Source organism: Ahrensia marina, assembly GCF_001293565.1.
In the GTDB taxonomy this organism is placed as follows: Bacteria; Pseudomonadota; Alphaproteobacteria; order Rhizobiales; family Rhizobiaceae; genus Ahrensia; species Ahrensia marina.
In genome coordinates, this window is the sequence record NZ_JXMU01000016.1 from 55,031 (window position 1) to 72,974 (window position 17,944).

General features: G+C 49.9%; 18 protein-coding genes. 10 read left to right on the forward strand and 8 right to left on the reverse strand.

What is annotated here, in order from left to right; translation table 11 throughout:
- Positions 1–3 precede the first annotated feature (3 nt).
- The 4 genes from SU32_RS11540 to SU32_RS11555 all read right to left on the reverse strand — a co-directional run bounded on the left by SU32_RS11540 (position 4) and on the right by SU32_RS11555 (position 4,235).
- Positions 4–1,095, reverse strand: a complete 1,092-nt coding sequence (locus tag SU32_RS11540; protein WP_053999525.1) for an ABC transporter ATP-binding protein — start codon at positions 1,093–1,095, stop codon at positions 4–6.
- A gap of 2 nt (positions 1,096–1,097) precedes the next feature.
- Positions 1,098–1,970, reverse strand: coding sequence for a carbohydrate ABC transporter permease (locus SU32_RS11545; RefSeq protein ID WP_211097756.1), 873 nt, complete (start codon positions 1,968–1,970; stop codon positions 1,098–1,100).
- Positions 1,970–2,866, reverse strand: coding sequence for a carbohydrate ABC transporter permease (locus SU32_RS11550; protein ID WP_053999526.1), 897 nt, complete (start codon positions 2,864–2,866; stop codon positions 1,970–1,972). Before SU32_RS11550 ends, SU32_RS11545 begins: the two co-directional genes overlap by 1 nt.
- Before the next feature lie 67 nt (positions 2,867–2,933).
- Complete coding sequence (locus SU32_RS11555; RefSeq protein WP_053999527.1) at positions 2,934–4,235, reverse strand: ABC transporter substrate-binding protein; 1,302 nt, start codon at positions 4,233–4,235, stop codon at positions 2,934–2,936.
- 136 nt (positions 4,236–4,371) lie between these two features.
- On the opposite strand from SU32_RS11555, the gene SU32_RS11560 reads away from it, so the two are divergent.
- A complete protein-coding gene (locus tag SU32_RS11560) occupies positions 4,372–5,211 on the forward strand; it encodes an amidohydrolase family protein (protein ID WP_053999528.1) in 840 nt (279 codons plus the stop codon).
- A 3-nt stretch (positions 5,212–5,214) separates the two neighbouring features.
- Here the strand turns inward: SU32_RS11560 and SU32_RS11565 are convergent, their stop codons facing one another.
- Positions 5,215–5,715 carry a MaoC family dehydratase gene (locus tag SU32_RS11565; protein ID WP_053999529.1) on the reverse strand — a complete coding sequence of 167 codons (501 nt, stop codon included), beginning with the start codon at positions 5,713–5,715 and terminating at the stop codon, positions 5,215–5,217.
- 78 nt (positions 5,716–5,793) lie between these two features.
- On the opposite strand from SU32_RS11565, the gene SU32_RS11570 reads away from it, so the two are divergent.
- The 7 genes from SU32_RS11570 to SU32_RS11600 all read left to right on the forward strand — a co-directional run bounded on the left by SU32_RS11570 (position 5,794) and on the right by SU32_RS11600 (position 11,737).
- On the forward strand, positions 5,794–6,942 hold the full coding sequence (locus SU32_RS11570; protein ID WP_053999530.1) for a CaiB/BaiF CoA transferase family protein: 1,149 nt from the start codon (positions 5,794–5,796) through the stop codon (positions 6,940–6,942).
- A 129-nt stretch (positions 6,943–7,071) separates the two neighbouring features.
- Positions 7,072–7,899, forward strand: coding sequence for a transporter substrate-binding domain-containing protein (locus tag SU32_RS11575; protein WP_053999531.1), 828 nt, complete (start codon positions 7,072–7,074; stop codon positions 7,897–7,899).
- A gap of 68 nt (positions 7,900–7,967) precedes the next feature.
- On the forward strand, positions 7,968–8,648 hold the full coding sequence (locus SU32_RS11580; protein WP_053999532.1) for an amino acid ABC transporter permease: 681 nt from the start codon (positions 7,968–7,970) through the stop codon (positions 8,646–8,648).
- A 2-nt stretch (positions 8,649–8,650) separates the two neighbouring features.
- Positions 8,651–9,316, forward strand: coding sequence for an amino acid ABC transporter permease (locus SU32_RS11585; RefSeq protein WP_053999533.1), 666 nt, complete (start codon positions 8,651–8,653; stop codon positions 9,314–9,316).
- 1 nt (position 9,317) lies between these two features.
- The gene (locus SU32_RS11590) at positions 9,318–10,121 is read left to right on the forward strand and encodes an amino acid ABC transporter ATP-binding protein (RefSeq protein ID WP_053999534.1); all 804 of its coding nucleotides are present in this window, start codon (positions 9,318–9,320) and stop codon (positions 10,119–10,121) included.
- Positions 10,122–10,127: 6 nt separating this feature from the next.
- Positions 10,128–11,057: a D-amino acid aminotransferase gene (locus SU32_RS11595; protein ID WP_053999535.1), complete on the forward strand. Its 930-nt coding sequence runs from the start codon at positions 10,128–10,130 to the stop codon at positions 11,055–11,057.
- Positions 11,058–11,059: 2 nt separating this feature from the next.
- Complete coding sequence (locus tag SU32_RS11600) at positions 11,060–11,737, forward strand: GntR family transcriptional regulator (protein ID WP_082376676.1); 678 nt, start codon at positions 11,060–11,062, stop codon at positions 11,735–11,737.
- 15 nt (positions 11,738–11,752) lie between these two features.
- On the opposite strand, the gene SU32_RS11605 is transcribed toward SU32_RS11600, so the two are convergent.
- The 3 genes from SU32_RS11605 to SU32_RS11615 all read right to left on the reverse strand — a co-directional run bounded on the left by SU32_RS11605 (position 11,753) and on the right by SU32_RS11615 (position 15,880).
- Positions 11,753–12,031: a hypothetical protein gene (locus SU32_RS11605; RefSeq protein WP_211097757.1), complete on the reverse strand. Its 279-nt coding sequence runs from the start codon at positions 12,029–12,031 to the stop codon at positions 11,753–11,755.
- A gap of 465 nt (positions 12,032–12,496) precedes the next feature.
- Positions 12,497–13,741 carry an L-rhamnose isomerase gene (locus SU32_RS11610; RefSeq protein WP_053999537.1) on the reverse strand — a complete coding sequence of 415 codons (1,245 nt, stop codon included), beginning with the start codon at positions 13,739–13,741 and terminating at the stop codon, positions 12,497–12,499.
- Positions 13,742–13,762: 21 nt separating this feature from the next.
- Complete coding sequence (locus tag SU32_RS11615; protein WP_053999574.1) at positions 13,763–15,880, reverse strand: bifunctional rhamnulose-1-phosphate aldolase/short-chain dehydrogenase; 2,118 nt, start codon at positions 15,878–15,880, stop codon at positions 13,763–13,765.
- Positions 15,881–16,056: 176 nt separating this feature from the next.
- Here SU32_RS11615 and SU32_RS11620 point away from each other — a divergent pair, with 176 nt between their 5' ends.
- Positions 16,057–16,872, forward strand: a complete 816-nt coding sequence (locus SU32_RS11620; protein WP_053999538.1) for a DeoR/GlpR family DNA-binding transcription regulator — start codon at positions 16,057–16,059, stop codon at positions 16,870–16,872.
- Positions 16,873–16,905: 33 nt separating this feature from the next.
- Positions 16,906–17,901 carry a rhamnose ABC transporter substrate-binding protein gene (gene rhaS / locus SU32_RS11625; RefSeq protein ID WP_053999539.1) on the forward strand — a complete coding sequence of 332 codons (996 nt, stop codon included), beginning with the start codon at positions 16,906–16,908 and terminating at the stop codon, positions 17,899–17,901.
- Positions 17,902–17,944: the final 43 nt, after the last annotated feature.

Below are 17,944 nucleotides of genomic sequence, written 5' to 3' on the forward strand. Positions count from 1 at the left end.
AGATTAGTCCAAAACCATTTCACTTTGCGCATCGAAGACATGGCATTTTTCCAGATCAATCTGGAAGGTCAGCTTTTCGCCGGGCTTCACAATGCGGGGATTTAACATTTTAGCTTGCACCTGCGTGCCGCCGATTTCGCCAAACAGGAGTGTTTCAGCGCCCAAAGGTTCGGTAAGCGTGACGGTCATATCAATCTCAACGCTCTCATCGCCCTGAGGCAGCGTGTGTCCTACCGGCATGATATTGTCCGCGCGGAAGCCGAAGATAATGTCTTTGTCTGCATATTTTCCGGCAAGACGGGACGGCATCGCAACATTAACACCATCGTCCAGCGTGATGTTCTTGCCGCTGTTGTCCGCGCGGCCGTGAAGCAGATTCATCGGCGGAGAACCGATAAATGTCGCCACAAATGTGTTGACCGGCTTCTCAAAGACTTCAAGCGGCGTGCCCTGCTGCTCGATATATCCGTCGCGCATGATCACGATACGATCGGCAAGTGTCATCGCCTCAACCTGATCGTGCGTTACGTAAATGATGGTTGTCTGCACTTTTTGATGCAGCTTTTTAATCTCCACCCGCATCTGGGCACGCAGTTTCGCGTCCAGATTGGAAAGCGGTTCGTCAAACAGGAATATATCCGGATGGCGCACAATCGCTCGTCCCATTGCTACACGCTGTCTTTGCCCGCCCGACAATTCTCCCGGTCTGCGGTCCAGATAAGGATCAAGGCTTAAAATAGCCGAGGCTTCCGCGACCGCCTGATCAATTTCACTTTGCGGTTTTTTGGCAATGCGTAGCGTAAAGCCAAGATTTTCGCGCACTGTCATATGCGGATAGAGTGCATAGTTCTGAAACACCATTGAGATGTTGCGCGCGCGTGGCGGCAGTTCATTGACCACACGGTCACCGATGCTGATCTCGCCGCCGCTGATTTTTTCCAGACCGGCAATCATCCGCAAGGTTGTGGATTTACCGCAGCCTGACGGCCCGACAAACACAACAAACTCGTTGTGATCCACGTCAAGGTTTATGCCGTGAACGACTTCAAGACTGCCATAATTTTTGACAACATTTTTGAGTTTGACATTCGCCATGATTATCCTTTGACGCCTCCGAAGGTGAGGCCTGCGATCAGGTGTTTTTGTACGATAAAGGTCAGAATGAGCGCCGGAATGATCATCACCACTGCGAGTGCTGACATACCGCCCCAATTCAGTGTGAATTCCGATGTGAAATCCAAAAGCCCTACAGGCATGGTTTTGGAATTAACCGAGCGGGTAAGCTGGCTTGCCAGCGCATATTCGTTCCACGAGGTCAGGAATGCGAAGATACCGGCAGAGGCAATACCGGCTTTCGCGACCGGAAATTCAACTTTCCAAAATGCCTGCCAGCGTGTGCATCCATCAATTTCTGCAGCTTCAGCCAGTTCCTTTGGCACTTGGCGGAAAAACCCGTCAATCAGCCAAATCGTAAATGGCACATTCATCGCCACATAAGCCAAAATCAAACCGAAATGGGTATCGATAATGCCAACACGGGCAAAGACGATAAATAACGGCAATGACAGTGCGATGCCCGGCACGGCGCGTGTAAGCATCATACCCACAAAGATCGCCGCTTTTCCTTTAAAGCGGTAGCGCGCAAAGGCATATCCGCCGGCCATGCCAACCAGCAATGCGATCAAGGTCGATGTTACAGAAATAATAAGCGAGTTTGTGAAGTAGCGCACCACCGGAATACCGCCCTCACCGACAGCGCCAAACATAGCTCTGTAATGATCAAGATTAAATTCGGTCGGTATCCACACTGGCGGCTTGGCCATGATTTCCACCGTTGGCCGGAAAGAGTTTACCACAACCCACAATCCGGGAACGCAGATGATACACATCGCAATAAAGAGCGCGATTAGATGACCGGCTTTAAGAAGTCGGTTTTTCAAACGGTGCTTGTCGTTGATATCCATTGCCATCAGTCTGCCATCCCCAGAATTTGCCGAGAAGCATTGAGCTTGCGGAAGAAGTAAACGGTGAAGAATATCGCCAGAAAGATCGATATATAGCCCATCGCATTGGCCAGCCCCATTTTGGCGTCGACATATCCGGTCCGCGCCAACTGGGTCCAGATCAGTTCTGTCCGGTTCGCAGGCCCGCCATTGGTCATGATTTTTACGATGTCATAGGCGCGCGCCACATCCAGACTGCGGATCGCCAGAGCGATATAGATAAACGGCATGATGAACGGCAAAGTTATATGGCGGAAAGTTTGCCACGGCGTACAGCCGTCCACCTTGGCCGCTTCAAGCGGATCCTGGGGCACGGCAAACAAGCCGGCCAGAATGAGAATGGCAAACACAGATGTCGACATCCAGACTTCAGCAAAGATGATCGAGAACATCGCAAGCCCGCCATCAACAAGCCACGGAATAGCTTGATCGGTTAGCCCCAGAGACTGAAGCGCGTTGTTCATTAATCCGATATTGTCGTTGAAGATGAATTTGAATTGAAAGCCCACCAGCACCGGTGAGAACATCATAGGAAACATCATAATCGTGCGCAGTCCGCGCTGTCCCCATGTGACCTTATTGACGAGCAAGGCCAGCCCGAGCCCAAGCAGCATTTCAAGATTAAGCGCTATGGTCAGCAGGAAAACGGTACGGCCGAACGCCCACCAAAAGCCGGCGTCTTCAAACAGCCGGACATAGTTTCTAAAACCGATCCAGTTATTGATACTGTCCGGCCGTGTCAGCCGGTATGCAGTAAAACTGGAGTAGAATGACAGGACCAATGGTATCAGAACCACTGCAGCAAGAATAATGAAAGCTGGCAGCAGCAGCACGAACCATTCGGGAAGCTTCGAGCGTCGCATATTTGTTTTCCAGACAATTTTGGGTTCGGGCCGCGCCTTGTGCGCGACCCTTGGCGTTTGGGAGGTATTAATAAACGCCTTCGTCTTTCATCATGGAATCGACTTCATCAGCAGCTTCAGCCAGTGCCTCATCGATGGTTTTGTCGCCCAAAATCGCCGCTTGCAACTGCGGGAAAATCAGGTTTGTCGCTTCAATCCAATATGGTGTTTGAGGCGCAGGAAACGCTGTCGATGCGGCTTCCTGAAATGCCGCAAGCACTTCGGCGCGGTACGGATCATCTTTAGATGATTCAATCACATGATCCCAAACAGCTGAACGTGTCGGCAACGGTCCTGCTTCACTCTCAAGCTTCTGGCTATCTTCATTCGTTAAGAACGCTACCAGAGACGCAGCCGCTTCCTTGTTGTCGCAGCTCTCGGTGACAGAGAAACCGTGATGTCCGGACCAGCCGGTTCGAACGCCTGCACTGCCTTTTGGCGGCGCAACCACACCAACATTACCGGCAATTTTCGATGATGCAGGATCATTGAAGAAACCGGCCCAGCCCGGCCAGTCAAGATTGACAGCCACATTGCCCGATGCAAAGCCCTGACCCAAATCGTCCCATAGATAAGACGGCGTACCGGCAGGAACCGATTTATTCTGGTAAAGATCGACAAACCATTTCAGCGCGCGCTTACCTTCTTCGCTGTTAAATGCCGGCGACCAATCTTCATTGAAAAGCTGCCCGCCTTCGGCAACGACCATTTCGTAATAACGTCCGACAATCGCCTCGTCTTTTCCGGCATATTGCGTGCCGTAGAAATTTGGCGGGTCTGTAAAGAACGTGGCCTGATCGGAAACCTGTTCCCAAGTTTCGGCAGGCGCGAGATCATATCCGTACTCTTCTTTGAATTTGCCTTTATTATCTTCGTCTTCAAACAGGTCCTTTTGATAATAAAGAGCGGAAACGTCAAACTGCGCGCGTGGCAACATAACCAGCTTGCCGTCAAGTTTTGATGCGGCAATGTTCGACGAAACATATTCGCCGATAAATTCCTCGGTAAGGAACGGCGTCAAATCTGTATATAATTGCGGGTATTGTGACGCAAAAGATGAATGGTTGGAGCCGACACACCAGGATGTTGTTCCTGCCGCCAAATCAGATTTGAATTCCTTGTCGAGCTCGAAGTGGTTCTTCTTGGAAATGATTTTGACGCTAGCGCCGGTTTCCTTTTCCCACTCTGCAATGCGCGAATAAAGCCGCTCATATTGCTCCCCGCCAATCAATTTGGCTTCCAGTTCAACACCGTCAAATTCAGCTGCCAATGCAGACGGCGCAGACAACATTAAAGCAGCCGCGCTTACACTTAAATAAAATTTCTTCATGAGACCTCCTCCAGATCCGTTTGTGCCACGGCAACGTGGCATCACATCCAAATTATGGATATTTCATATATAAACTTGACTTTTACATTTGGTCAATCACAATTTTGTTTTCTTTATCTGTTTAGGGTGGCCCGTAATGATTTTTGATACACATTTGCATCTGATAGACCGCAGCAAACTCAGCTATCCTTGGCTGAGCGAAGTGCCCGCGCTCGACCGGGACGCCTCCTATGACGACTATTTAAGCGTGGCCAAACGGCTCGGCATTACATCGACCCTACACATGGAAGTTGATGTGGCGGAGAAGGACCAGACCGCAGAAACAGACATGATTGAGCAATTGATGCAGACAAAAGGCGGCACACTTCGCGGTGCAATTGCATCATGTCGGCCCGAAGCAGAAGATTTTCCGGCATACTTGGAAAAGGTAGCTGCCCGACGGTCTGTTTACGGTCTACGGCGCGTGCTGCATGTTGTCCCCGACGAAATCTCGCAGTCCGACTTGTTCAGAAGCAATTTAAACCGCCTGGCAAATACATCACTGACATTCGACCTGTGCTTACTCGCCCGTCAGTTGAAAATAGGCGCATCACTCATTGATGCCTGCCCTGACGTGCCCTTCATTCTGGATCATTGCGGCGTGCCCGATATTGCCGGCGGCGGCTACGACACATGGGCAAAGGACATGAAAGATTTGTCGCGACGGCCAAATATTACGGCAAAAATCTCCGGTATCATCGCCTATGGAGACCCGCAAACTTGGACGCTGGATACACTGCGCCCCTATGTCGAGCATACGATTAAGTGCTTCGGCTGGGACAGAGTTGTCTGGGGCAGCGACAGTCCGGTTTGCACACTGGGCGGCAATATCGAATTATGGGTCGCTGCCACACACGCATTGATTGCGGGCTGCTCTGCCGATGAGAAAGTAAAGCTGCTGCAAGACAATGCGAAGCAGCTTTGGCAATTGGAATAGTAATTATTCCGCAGGCCGTCCGTTACGGTACTTCACCGTCTGAATGTGCTCGCAATATAATACGATCTCGTCGTCGTTCTTAAACACTTCATAACTGACACGCACTTGGCCAAGCTCGTCTGTGCGCGGTTTCTTCTCAAGATTTGTACGCACCGTATGAATGGTGTCACCGATGAAGACCGGTCGAATGAAGCGTAGTTTGTCATATCCATAGCTGAACGTGTTGACATTATTGTTCGCCATCAAACCAAGACCGTATGAAAACACCATTGCCCCGGCGACAAGACGCTTATTGAACAAACCTTCTTCTGTGGCGAATACATTATCGGCCACATAAGGGTGGTTATCCATAACGAGGCAGTTGAATGTCATCGCCTCGCCTTCTGAAATCGTACGGCGAATGGAACGGACCTTCTGGCCGACCTCAAATTCTTCATACATCCAGGTTTCAACATTATAGAGCGGGATTTCTTGGTTGTTTTCGTAATAGCCCTTGCCTGTCATTTCGATAACTCCATTATTACTTGACTGCTTGCGTATATAAAACTAACTTTCAAATACAATAATAGCAATCTGGCAGGCATGACAATGGAAAATAACAAACTCCCTCTCTCAGGGCTGCGCGTTTTGGATTTCGCGCAATTTCTCGCAGGACCTATGGCCGCTTTGCGGCTTGCCGATCTTGGCGCTGAAGTCATTAAGGTGGAACGTCCGCAGGGCGGTGACCTGTGTCGCAAGCTTGTGGTTGCCGACCAGACTTTCGGGGATGACAGTTTGCTGTTTCATACGATCAATCGAAACAAACGCAGCTTTGCCGCGGATCTGAAAATTGAAGACGATCTTGAGAAGGTCAAAGATCTGATTCGCTCGGCTGATGTGATGATCCACAATTTTCGTCCCGGCGTAATGGAACGCATAGGACTGGACTACGCCTCTGTTCAGAAACTCAATCCGCGACTGGTCTATGGCAGTGTTACCGGCTATGGCAGCACCGGCCCATGGCGAAACAAACCCGGACAGGACCTGCTGGTCCAATCTTTAACCGGCATGCCCTGGCTTTCCGGCAACCGCTCAGACGGACCTGTACCGGTATCTTTTGCGGTGCTGGATATGGCAACGGGCAATCATCTTGTTCAAGGTTTGCTCGCGGCCTTGATTCAACGCGGTATCAGCGGTCAGGGCACGCTTGTCGAAGTCGACCTTATGAGTTCGGCAATCGACGCCCAGTTTGAACAGCTAACATCATTCCTGAACGGCGAAAGAACGCAGCCGCCACGCAGTGAAATCGCCAATGCCAGCGTCCACGGAGCAGCGCCCTACGGGATATATCAGACACAAGACGGATATTTGGCCATTGCGATGACACCGATAGCCCGCCTCGCCGAGCTACTGGAATGCGACGCTCTTAAGCCATATGGCGATCCTGCTATTGCCTTTATCAAGCGCGATGAGATCAAAGCGGTTTTGGCTGAATTTCTAAAATCGGGAACAACGAAAAAGTGGCTCGATATTCTGGAGCCGGCCGACATATGGTGCGCTGAAGTTTTCGACTGGCCGCGCCTGATGGAAACCGAAGGTTTTGGTGAGCTTGATGCCGTGCAGGAGGTTGTCTCTGAAAGCGGTGAAAAAATGCTGACGACGCGCTGCCCGATCCGCATCAACGGCAAAACGCTGAAGTCCAATCGCGGTGCGCCGAGCCTTGGCGAATTTAATGCCGCTGACCTGCAATAAACGACATCCAGCCCAATCCAGGCATCATTGCAACCGTCTTTCAAGCGGTTTTGCTACCTGTTTCGCGTGCAGTTGACAGATTGTCGACAATCCTATTATCTGGTCTTTAGTTTTGCAAGGAGGCTAAAGATGAGATCATTATTAACTAAAGTTGCCGGAGCGCTGGTCATTTTGGCGAGCGTTATTCTGCCGCTATCTGCCGCATCATCACAGACGATGGATGCTATCAAAGAACGTGGTTCACTTCGCGTTGGCGTTACACAGGCACCACCGTGGTTCTATAAAGACCCTGCGGGCACGGAGTGGACCGGCCTTGGCGCGTCAATGGGCAAAGACATGGCCGAAAAGCTTGGCGTTGAATTTGACCCTGTTGAAGTAACCTGGGGAACTGCCGTCGCTGCGCTTCAGGCAAACAAAATTGATGTCATGTTTGTACTGGATGCGACACCAGAACGGGCAAAAGCGATCAATTTCCCGAAATCACCATTGCTGTATTACTCACTTGCAGTTCTTGTTGATGATGATTTGACGGTGGAAAACTGGTCAGACCTCGACTCATCGGAAATTAAACTGGCGGTTACGCAAGGCACATCCATGGATACCTATGTCACCGAGCAACTGAAGAATGCTGAAATTCTCCGGTTTCCGTCAAACGGTGAATCAGTCGCTGCCTTCCAATCCGGCCGTGTGAATGCGGTTTCACTGTTCCACCCACCGCTCATTGCAATGCGCAAGCAAATTGGCCGAGGCCAGATTGTCGTTCCCGCTCCGGCCTATCAGGCACAATCTTCAGCAGGTGTTCGCAAAGAGGAAGACAGCCAGTTTGTTGATTTCGTCGATGAATCCATTGCCGAATACTACAACTCAGGAACGAGCCAGAAATGGTATGAGGAATTCCTGACATCTTTTGATGTGGACCCTTCAAGCGTCCCTGCCATTGAAAAAGTAGCCGAATAAGCACTCAAACAAAGGATGCGCAGTCAAGCACTGCGCATCACCGCTTTATATGACCGGGAGTTGGCATTTTGGGATATGAATGGGATTTTTCAGTCGTATTCGGCAATTTTGATCTATTATTGCTCGGTCTTGTCAACACGCTGAAAGTAACAGGACTGGCGCTGTTTTTCGGAATACCGCTCGGCCTTGTACTGGCTTTGATGCGCCTTTATGGAAACAAAGCACTGCGCTGGCCAGCCGGCTTTATCATAGAATTTCTGCGTTCAACGCCGCCAATCGCACAATTGTTCTGGTTCTTTTTCGCTTTACCGATTTTGCTTGGTGTAGAGATTGACCCATTCAGCGCATCAGTCCTGACTTTCTCTCTTCAATCATCTGCCTTTTTTGCAGAAGTTTTTCGCGGCGGTATCCAGTCTATTGATAATGGACAATGGGAAGCGGCAAAAGCGATCGGCATGACACGCAATGCAACCTTGCAGCGGATTATCCTGCCGCAAGCTGTCAAGCGCATGATTCCGGCCTTTTTGGAACGCGCAATCGAATTGATGAAAACAACGACACTGGTATCGACGATTTCATATTCCGACCTGCTCTATCAGGCGAACACCATTGCCCAATCCTCCTACCGTACACTGGAAGTTTATACGACTGCGGCAGCGATGTACTTCGTTGTCATTCTTGCGTGTTCGCTTCTTGTTGGACGTCTGGAGCACCGGCTTGGCCGCAGCGGCGAAATTACAAGGGGCTGAACATGGATTATCAATGGGACTTCTCAGCTGTCGTCACATATTGGCCGGTTCTGCTTGTCGGTCTTAAAAACACAATTATTCTTGCCGCAGTCTGCCTGGTACTCGGCTTATTTTTTGGACTGTTTGTCGGCGCGGCCCGTTACAGTTCCAACCGTCTGGTCAACTGGCCGGCGACGGCTTTTGTCGAAGTTTTCCGCAATACGCCCGTGCTGGTCCAGATCATGTGGTTCTATTTCGCTTTCCCGATTATCTCGCCGATCGAGGTCAATGCCTTTACAGCAGCAACACTGGGATTGACGCTCAACACGGTTGCTTTTTCCAGTGAAATTTACCGCGCGGGCATTCAGTCAATCTCAAAGGGGCAATGGGAAGCGGCAAAAGCCCTCGGCATGACTTATACGGAACAAATGCGCCGCATTATCTTGCCGCAAGCAATCCGGCGCATGGTGCCGGCCTTTACAAACCGGGCCGTTGAACTTGTTAAAATGACATCATTGGCATCAGTTATTGCCTATGGGGAATTGATGCATCAGGCCAAGACAATATCAATCATCGCCTTCAACCCAATCGAAATGTACACAAGCGTCGCCATTATTTTCTTTGTGCTTATCGCGCCGCTATCCCTGCTTGTGCAAAGGCTGGAAATGAAGAAAAGAAAGTCATCATAAAATGGAAACCAATCAAAACACCGAGGTTTTGTGCCTTGAAGGGCTTAAAAAATCTTTCGGCGACCTTCTAGTTCTGGACAATATCGATCTGCGCGTTACCAAAGGCGAAACGATCGTTATTCTTGGTGCTTCCGGCTCCGGAAAATCGACAATGCTTCGTTGTGTCAACTTCATGGAGGTACCGAGCGGCGGACGTATCATCCTACACGGCGAGCAGGTTGGAAAAGAAAACCAAAACGGCAGCCGGACATATGATGAAAAAAGCCTGAGCGACCTGCGCAGCCGCGTCGGCATGGTGTTTCAGCATTTCAATCTTTTTCCGCACATGACCGTAAAGCAAAACGTCATGGAAGGCCCGCGCACAGTCCTTAAATGCGACCAGGCTGAATGTGAGCGCCGTGCAAAGCTCTACTTGGATAAGGTCGGGCTTGGCTGGAAGGCTGATGCCTGGCCATCGGAACTTTCAGGCGGCCAGCAGCAACGCGTGGCCATTGCCCGCGCATTAGCGATGGAACCCGATATCATGCTTTTCGACGAAGCAACATCAGCACTTGATCCCGAGCTTGTCGGCGAGGTTCTAGAGACCATGAAGCAACTGGCCGAAGAAGGCATGACAATGCTCATTGTCACCCATGAACTTGGCTTTGCCTACACGGTTGCCGACCGGGTGCTGTTCCTGTCGAAGGGAAAAATTTTAGAGCAAGGGGCGCCTGAAGCCGTGCTGATTAACCCGAAAGAGGAGGCGACAAAAAATTTCCTTCGCGGGCACGGCTCCTTCAGACTTCCAGAACCCAATTTAGATTGAACAAGCATGAATATTTTAGACACACACACAATCACCACACATGATGCTGACGAGGATATCCGCAACCGCGATATAAAAATCTATATCAATGGCGAGATCGTTCACCGGAACGAAGCAAAAGTCTCTGTCTATGATTCAGGGTTTATGCTTGGTGACGGCATGTGGGAAGGCATGCGGCTTTATAATGGAAAATGGGCCTTTTTTGATGAGCACATGGACCGTTTGTTTGACAGCTGCAAAGCCATCTCTCTGGACATCGGTATGGACCGTGAAGGCATTGCAGACGCAATGAAGCAAACGGCAGAGGCCAATAACATGCACACGGATGTGCATTGCCGCCTGATGGTTACGCGCGGCGTTAAGGTCAAACCATTTCAGCATCCAAGCCTTTCACGCAGCGGCCCGACCATTGTTATTATTATGGAACACTCCAAACCGGTTGACCGCCTGAAAACACAAGGCATTTCTTTGGCCAGCGTTCCACAGGTGCGCGGTCTGCCTCATTCACAGGATGCAAAATTCAACTCGCACTCCAAACTGAATTGTGTGATCGCCTGCCTGCAGGCTGAGGCCGCAGGCGCCGATGAAGCGCTGATGCTCGATCCGAACGGCTTTGTGAACACGACCAATGCGTGTAACTTCTTCATTGTGCGAAAAGGCGAGGTTTGGACATCCACCGGCGACTATTGCATGAACGGCGTCACGCGCCAGAAGGTGATTGATTTATGCCGTCAAAACGGCATTCCGGTATTCACCAAAAACTACTCTTTGTATGAGGCCTATTCTGCTGATGAAGCCTTTTTGACAGGCACGTTCGGTGCGCAAACCCCGATCCGTGAAATTGATGGAAAAATAATTGGTGATGGCACTGCCGGACCAATGACGCATAGAATACGAAGCCTTTATAAAGAGCTGATAAAAGCCAACACGGAGTAGACATGGCTGATACCCTATTAAGCCTTATACCTGTGGTTGACGAAACAAGGCGCGGGCAGATTGTCAGAAAACTTCGCCAATTGATCGTCGGCGGCCATGTGAAGCCGGGCGAGCGGCTGACTGAATCAGAACTTGCCGCAAAGCTGGGCGTCAGCCGCGCACCGCTGCGTGAAGCGGTCAGAGAGCTTGTCGAATTCGGCCTTCTTGAAAGTATCCCCTATAAAGGCCTATTTGTCAGGCGTGTGACCCGCACGGATTTAGATGAACTATATTCGCTCAGAACGATGCTGGAGAAATTCGCCTTTCAACAATGTTGGGACAAACGCAATCCTGACAACCTTGCAGACCTGCATAACCGTCATGAAGCATTGATTGCGGAAAGTGAAAGAGGGCAAGACAGGGAAAGGGCCATTATCCTCGAACTGGATTTGCACTCATGGTGCTATGAAGTTTCGGGGCACAAGCTTTTGCAAAAATCATGGGAGCAGATGAAGCCCAACCTTCAATTCTATTTCACGCTGCACCAGAAGGCCCACAACCGTCCTGGACCGTTTCGCGAAGCACATCAGGAATATGTCAAGCAAGCCTCAGGTGACAACCTTGATGCGATGTTATCGCACCTTGAAGACCATATGCGTCAAGGGCTGGAAGTGACCATGAAAGATATTCCGCTTGAGTAGGTAATTGGCACTATTTTACCCCTCAAAGCCTTTTGATAATGCAAACTCAATCAAAGGCATCTGTTTGCCGTTATAGTTTATTGCAGCCTCTCGGTTTGCCCGTTCTGTCGCCAGACTTCTCAGATCATCCGGACAATGCCTCGTGAACAGTAAGCTTGAAGCGGCATTAGCATCACTGACCGTTTCTCCGGCTTCTAATCTGCTCAGAAATTCGGCCGCCCTGACAAACCGCTTTCTTTGCGCAACTTTCAAGGCGGCAAGCCAGACAAGTACCGCGATCAGTATAGGAAGCAAAAATAACATCTCATCCCGTCATATTCTCATTTGCTTAACACTGTCAAAAGACTATCTGGTACAGGAGTTCCTTGCCGTGACCTACTTAAATTCGATTATAAATCCATAGTATGCTCCACTTGCGTGGCACATTTGATTTTGCCTAGCCTAACATTGAAATTGGAAGATTTGGTGGAGCCTAGCGAGACGTCCACCATTGCCCATAAAGCCCATTACACTGAAAGGGTTGCTCATGAGGGTATAACAGTTTGTTCCACCTGCTTGTCTCACTTGAGCCAAACTTTCAAACGAAATGCAGCCGAGAATGATCGGGCCATCGCGACTGACCATTTTCTTATCAGGTGGTTTGATGAATCAAAGTCTCTAACTGCCCAAAAAATCTTGATAACGGCCAAATAGAGAAAAAAGTTTAGCGCTCAAAATCTATGGGTTACTGATTACTTGCGCACATTTGACGACCGGAAATCACATTCCACGCTCGGTCACAGAAGCCTGATATGCGTCAAGATCACGAATCAATTGCAACCCATTTGGAACATCCATGCGGTTGCAAAATTCTGACCAAACCGCACCATATGGCAAATCTTTCATCTCTTCGGTGATCATGAGACGGGATGTAAAATCGAGCCCAGCTTCAGCTTTTTTTAATTGTTTCAGTGGTTGCAGCAATGCACGCAAAAGCGCTTTTTGCATATTGCGTGTCCCGATAACCCATGCCGCCGTGCGGCTAATCGTGGCATCAAAAAAATCAAGGCCAATAGATGTACGCTCCAGCATATCGGCACTGACAAGCTCCTGTGCTACAGCCAAGATATCATCATTGAGCAAGATGACATGGTCACTATCCCAACGCATCGGGCGCGAAACATGAAGCAAAATACGGTCAAGCGATAATGAGACCGCACTTAGTTTGTCGGCAATATTCTCGGTTGGGTGAAAATGCCCCATATCAAGGCAAAGCAACATTTGCTTGCGTATTGCATAACCAAGGTAAAATTCATGACTTCCAACAGTGCATGCCTCAACGCCAATACCAAATAGTTTGCTTTCAACCGCATCAAGCAAATGTGCCTTATCGTGGCTAGGTTCTGTCATCGCATCAAGCGAAGCCTCAAGCCGCTTGCGTGCAGCTAACCGATCAACAGGAGTGTCTTTATAGCCATCCGGCACCCAAATATTATTGACGCAAGCCGACCCCATCTCGCGGCCAATCTGTGCGGCAATATCGCGTGAACGCTTACCGTGCTCGATCCAGAAATCGCGGATACTCTGATCGGGATGCGACAATGTCAAATTATCGTCGGCCTTTGCATGGGCAAAAAAAGTCGGGTTGAAATCAAGCCCGATATTTTGCGTCTTTGCCCACTCCACCCATGTTTCAAAATGCTTGTATTCGATAGCATCGCGGTCAGGCGTTTCGTCGCTGTCCAGATACATCGCATGTAAGTTAAGCCGGTGATTGCCCGGTATCATGGAATAGGAGAATTCTAGGTCGGCGCGCAGTTCATCCGGTGTGCGCGCACGTCCAGGATGATTGCCCGTTGCCTGAATACCGCCGCCAGAACTGCCCGACTTTTTCTCAAAGCCAACAACATCGTCACCCTGCCAGCAATGCATCGAAATTGGTATGGATTTGAGGCGCGCCAACGCTGCTTCCGTATCCACATCCCATGCCGCAAAAGCATCTACCGCGTTCTTGTATTCAGACATAGTCGGTCCTCCCCAACCAGTTTAGCGTGTGAACGCCTGCACGTTTCCGGCATCGACATTGATAATATTTCCCGTCGACTTGGCGGAGGCTTCCGAAGCAAGAAAATACGCCGCCTCCGCAATATCCTCCGGCAAGACAGACCGTTTGAGCATTGAGCGCTGGCGGTACATATCCTCTAGTCCGTCCTTATCTGTTTGATAGGTGGATGCGCGCTGATCAAGCCATTCGCCGGACCATATTTTAGAACCTTTAAGCACCGCGTCAGGGTTTACAACATTGACCCGAATACCGGCCTCCGCACCTTCCAGTGCAAGGCAGCGCGCCAAGTGAATTTCGGCGGCCTTTGCCGTGCAATAAGCAGACGCATTGGGCGAAGCAGCAAGCCCGTTTTTGGAAGCAACAAATACGATCGAACCACCCATATCCTGCACCCGCAAAATCTTAAACGCTTCACGCGACACAAGGAAATATCCAGTCGACAGAATATCCATATTTTTGTTCCAAAGCGCCAATGTGGTTTCCTCCACAGGCGCAGAGCTGGCGATACCCGCATTGGATACCAGAATATCGACGCCGCCATATTCAACCGACATATCAGTAAAAGCAGAAATAACCGCAGCCTCGTCAGTGACATTCATCATTACCGTGCGCACAACATCACCGCTGTAACGTCCGCTTAAATTATCGCTTGATGCTTTCAGTGCCACTTCATCAATATCGGCCAGCACAACACATGCGCCCTCTGACAGATAGCGTTCAGCCGTTGCAGACCCGATACCTCCTGCGCCACCTGTCACCAGCGCAACACGTCCCGCCATGGATTTTGGCTTTGGCATGCGCTGCAACTTGGCTTCTTCAAGCAACCAATATTCAATATCGAAGGCTTCCTGCTCCGGCAGGCCGCAATACTCTGACACAGCCGAAGAACCGCGCATCACATTGATTGCATTGATATAAAACTCGCCGGAAATACGCGCTGTCGCCTTGTCTTTGGCAAAGGTAATCATGCCGACACCCGGCACCAGATAAACAACCGCATTCGGATCGCGCATGGGCGGACTATCATCATGCTTGCAGCGATTGTAATAGGCCGCATAATCTTCGCGGTAAGCAGCAATCGCATCCGCAAGACCTTCAAGCGTTGCATCGGCATTTGGATTGGCTGGATCAAAATCCACAACAAGCGGTCTGATTTTCGTGCGCAGGAAATGATCAGGGCATGACGTGCCAAGCTTTGCCAGTGCTTCCATATTATTCGCATTGACAAATTCCAGCACCGCATCGCTGTCATCGAAATGACCGACCATATGCTGTTGCGCCGACACCATACCCCGAATGGCAGGCATCAACCGTGAAGCAACATTGCGGCGATCAGCAGCATTAAGACTTACATGCTTTGCACCACCAAAGGCCGCCTGCCCTTCGGTTTTTGCTACAAACCAATCCATTGCCTTTTGAATGATCTCCAACGTCAGCTCATAGCATTTTTTAGCATCATCATCCCACGTAAAAAGACCATGGCTTTCCAAAACAACGCCCTTGGCATCAGGATTTTCAATACAGAATTTTTCCAGCCATAAACCAAGCTCAAAGCCAGGCCGCTTCCACGGCAACCAGCCGATACTGTCGCCGAAAATCTCCCGTGTCAGCTCTTTCGAGTTTTTGGCCGCAGCGATTGCGATAATCGCATCAGGGTGCATGTGATCGACATGCTTTTTCGGCACATAAGCATGAAGCGGTGTGTCGATAGAGGCCGCACGCGGATTAAGGTTGAAAGTACAGTGCGGCAGATAACCAACCATCTCGTCTTCAAACTCAAGACCGCGGTAAATGTTCTTCAGCGCCCGAAGCTTATCCATGTAGAGTGTGGAAAAACCGTCCATTTTGATCGAACCCACATCGCCGCCCGAACCTTTGACCCACAGTACTTCAACCATGTTTCCGGACAGCAGATCCTTCTCCATCACTTTGGCCGACGTATTGCCGCCGCCATAGTTGGTGATCCGCTTGTCAGAACCCAAAAGGTTGGAGCGATAAAGCAAAAGCTCCGGCTCACTCATGCCTTTGGCGCGCTCATCATCCCATTTGTTTTCCAGCCTTGCAGACTGTACGCCTGCAGAATTTTTGGTGTCGAGCATAATTTCCTCCCATGAGTCCGTCGGACCTTTGTTTTTGCCAAAATTGTCCAAACGCACCCCGTTGTCAATCACAAACAATCAAAACTTGTCATTGTGCGGCGCAATATGACTATTATTGATTGTTTGTGATTGACAATGGCATGTTTCAATGTGATGTTTTATGCGGGAGGCCAGCAATGCACGAAAGTGAACGCCACAGAATTATACTGTCAGCCGTACAGGAAAAACCGGTCGTCACCGTCCAAGAAATGGTAGAGTTGACCGAGTCGTCCGAGGCGACAATCAGGCGCGACATAGCAACGTTGCATGTGCAAAAAAAACTGCGGCGCGTTCGCGGCGGTGCTGAATCTATCAGCCCTCCGCAATTTGTCGGTTTAGCAGGACGCACTTTCAGCGTTAACGAAACAATCAACACCGCGCAAAAACGTGCCATTGCACTAAAAGCCGCAGAGCTTTGCGAGGACGGCGATCCAGTCATAATCAATGGCGGTACAACGACATTCCAAATGGTGCATCCGCTAGCCTTGCGCCGTTTGCAGGTTTTTACCAACTCATTTCCCATTGCTGAACACTTGCTCAAACACTCCAAGAACACGGTCGTTGTTTCAGGTGGCGTTATCTACCGCGAGCAGAACATTATTTTGAGCCCCTTCGACAATGATGTGACACGCAATTTTTATGCAAAGCGCATGTTTATGGGTGCACAAGGGCTTGGGCCGCTTGGTCTTATGGAAGCAGACCCTCTGCTTATTCAGGCCGAACAAAAACTGATCAATCAGGCAGATGAACTGATCGTTCTGGCCGATTCTTCGAAATTTAAAAAACGCTCCAGCCTCATCTTGTGTCCGCTTGAGCGGATTACAAAAATTATCACGGACGACGGAATTGATGACAAATCCGCCAGCATATTGGAGGCGGCTGGCATCGATCTCATCATCGCAAATTCCGCGAGAAGTGAAGCCACTTCAACCGCAGCGAAAGCTGCCGGATGAATTTATCCGAATGCATAAACCAGGGAGGAACCTATGCGCATTCTTAAAAAACTACTGACGACAGCCGCTGTCGCAGCAACCCTCATGATTTCACCAGCTCAAGCTCAAGAAACCAAACGCATTGCGCTTGTTGTCAAAGCGCTCGGCATTGGCTTTTTTGAAGCCGCAGCAAAAGGCGCTGAAGAAGCAGCCGAAGAGCTTGGCGATGTGGAAATTATCTACACAGGCCCGACCGATACAACAGCGGAAGGCCAAATCGAGGTAATCAATTCACTTATCGCCCAGAATGTTGACGCAATTGCTGTATCGGCAAACGACACGGACGCTTTGGTGCCAACGCTCAAAAAAGCAATGGACCGTGGCATCACTGTTATTTCGTGGGACTCGGGCGTTGCCAAAGAGGGCCGTCAGATGCACCTTAACCCATCATCAAATCCGCTCATTGGCAACATGATTATCAAGCTTGCTGCTGACAATCTACCGGATGGCGGCGATGTGGCCGTACTATCTGCAACAACAACGTCCACAAACCAGAACACCTGGATTGAGGAAATGAACAAGGTGATGGGCAACTATCCCGGCATCAATGTTGTTGCGACCGTTTATGGCGACGACAAAGCAGACAAGTCATACACAGAAGCACAGGGCCTGATGAAATCTTACCCTGATTTGAAAGCAATCATCGCGCCAACATCTGTAGGTATCGTTGCAGCGGCACAAGCAGTTACCGATGCCGGCAAGGCTGGCGAAATCAATGTGACAGGCCTTGGACTTCCATCTGAGATGGCGGGACATGTTGATAGTGGCGCATCAAAATCATTTGCTATTTGGAACCCGATTGATCTTGGCTATTCGGCAACGATGATTGCCTACAATCTTGCGACTGATAAAGCGTCAGCCGAGGCAGGAGCGGAAATCCCGATGGGGCGCATGGGCTCTGTGACACTTGATGAAAACACGGAAGGCGCGATGGCTGATCCTTTTGTTTATGACGCGTCAAATGTCGCTGACTTCAAAGACATTTTCTAATCATTTTTAATGACGGGCGGCGTTCAAGGCGCCGCCCGTTTTC

What these genes read in the sequence shown, in the direction of transcription:
- SU32_RS11565 (WP_053999529.1), bottom strand. Translation starts at nt 5,715, where the DNA reads ATGACAGGCAAGGGCTATTACGAAAACAACCAAGAAATCCCGCTCTAT.
- SU32_RS11570 (WP_053999530.1), top strand. Translation starts at nt 5,794, where the DNA reads ATGACAATGGAAAATAACAAACTCCCTCTCTCAGGGCTGCGCGTTTTG.
- SU32_RS11620 (WP_053999538.1), top strand. Translation starts at nt 16,057, where the DNA reads ATGCACGAAAGTGAACGCCACAGAATTATACTGTCAGCCGTACAGGAA.
- SU32_RS11550 (WP_053999526.1), bottom strand. Translation starts at nt 2,866, where the DNA reads ATGCGACGCTCGAAGCTTCCCGAATGGTTCGTGCTGCTGCTGCCAGCT.
- SU32_RS11615 (WP_053999574.1), bottom strand. Translation starts at nt 15,880, where the DNA reads ATGCTCGACACCAAAAATTCTGCAGGCGTACAGTCTGCAAGGCTGGAA.
- rhaS (WP_053999539.1), top strand. Translation starts at nt 16,906, where the DNA reads ATGCGCATTCTTAAAAAACTACTGACGACAGCCGCTGTCGCAGCAACC.
- SU32_RS11575 (WP_053999531.1), top strand. Translation starts at nt 7,072, where the DNA reads ATGAGATCATTATTAACTAAAGTTGCCGGAGCGCTGGTCATTTTGGCG.
- SU32_RS11555 (WP_053999527.1), bottom strand. Translation starts at nt 4,235, where the DNA reads ATGAAGAAATTTTATTTAAGTGTAAGCGCGGCTGCTTTAATGTTGTCT.
- SU32_RS11595 (WP_053999535.1), top strand. Translation starts at nt 10,128, where the DNA reads ATGAATATTTTAGACACACACACAATCACCACACATGATGCTGACGAG.
- SU32_RS11585 (WP_053999533.1), top strand. Translation starts at nt 8,651, where the DNA reads ATGGATTATCAATGGGACTTCTCAGCTGTCGTCACATATTGGCCGGTT.
- SU32_RS11590 (WP_053999534.1), top strand. Translation starts at nt 9,318, where the DNA reads ATGGAAACCAATCAAAACACCGAGGTTTTGTGCCTTGAAGGGCTTAAA.
- SU32_RS11610 (WP_053999537.1), bottom strand. Translation starts at nt 13,741, where the DNA reads ATGTCTGAATACAAGAACGCGGTAGATGCTTTTGCGGCATGGGATGTG.
- SU32_RS11560 (WP_053999528.1), top strand. Translation starts at nt 4,372, where the DNA reads ATGATTTTTGATACACATTTGCATCTGATAGACCGCAGCAAACTCAGC.
- SU32_RS11600 (WP_082376676.1), top strand. Translation starts at nt 11,060, where the DNA reads ATGGCTGATACCCTATTAAGCCTTATACCTGTGGTTGACGAAACAAGG.
- SU32_RS11545 (WP_211097756.1), bottom strand. Translation starts at nt 1,970, where the DNA reads ATGGCAATGGATATCAACGACAAGCACCGTTTGAAAAACCGACTTCTT.
- SU32_RS11540 (WP_053999525.1), bottom strand. Translation starts at nt 1,095, where the DNA reads ATGGCGAATGTCAAACTCAAAAATGTTGTCAAAAATTATGGCAGTCTT.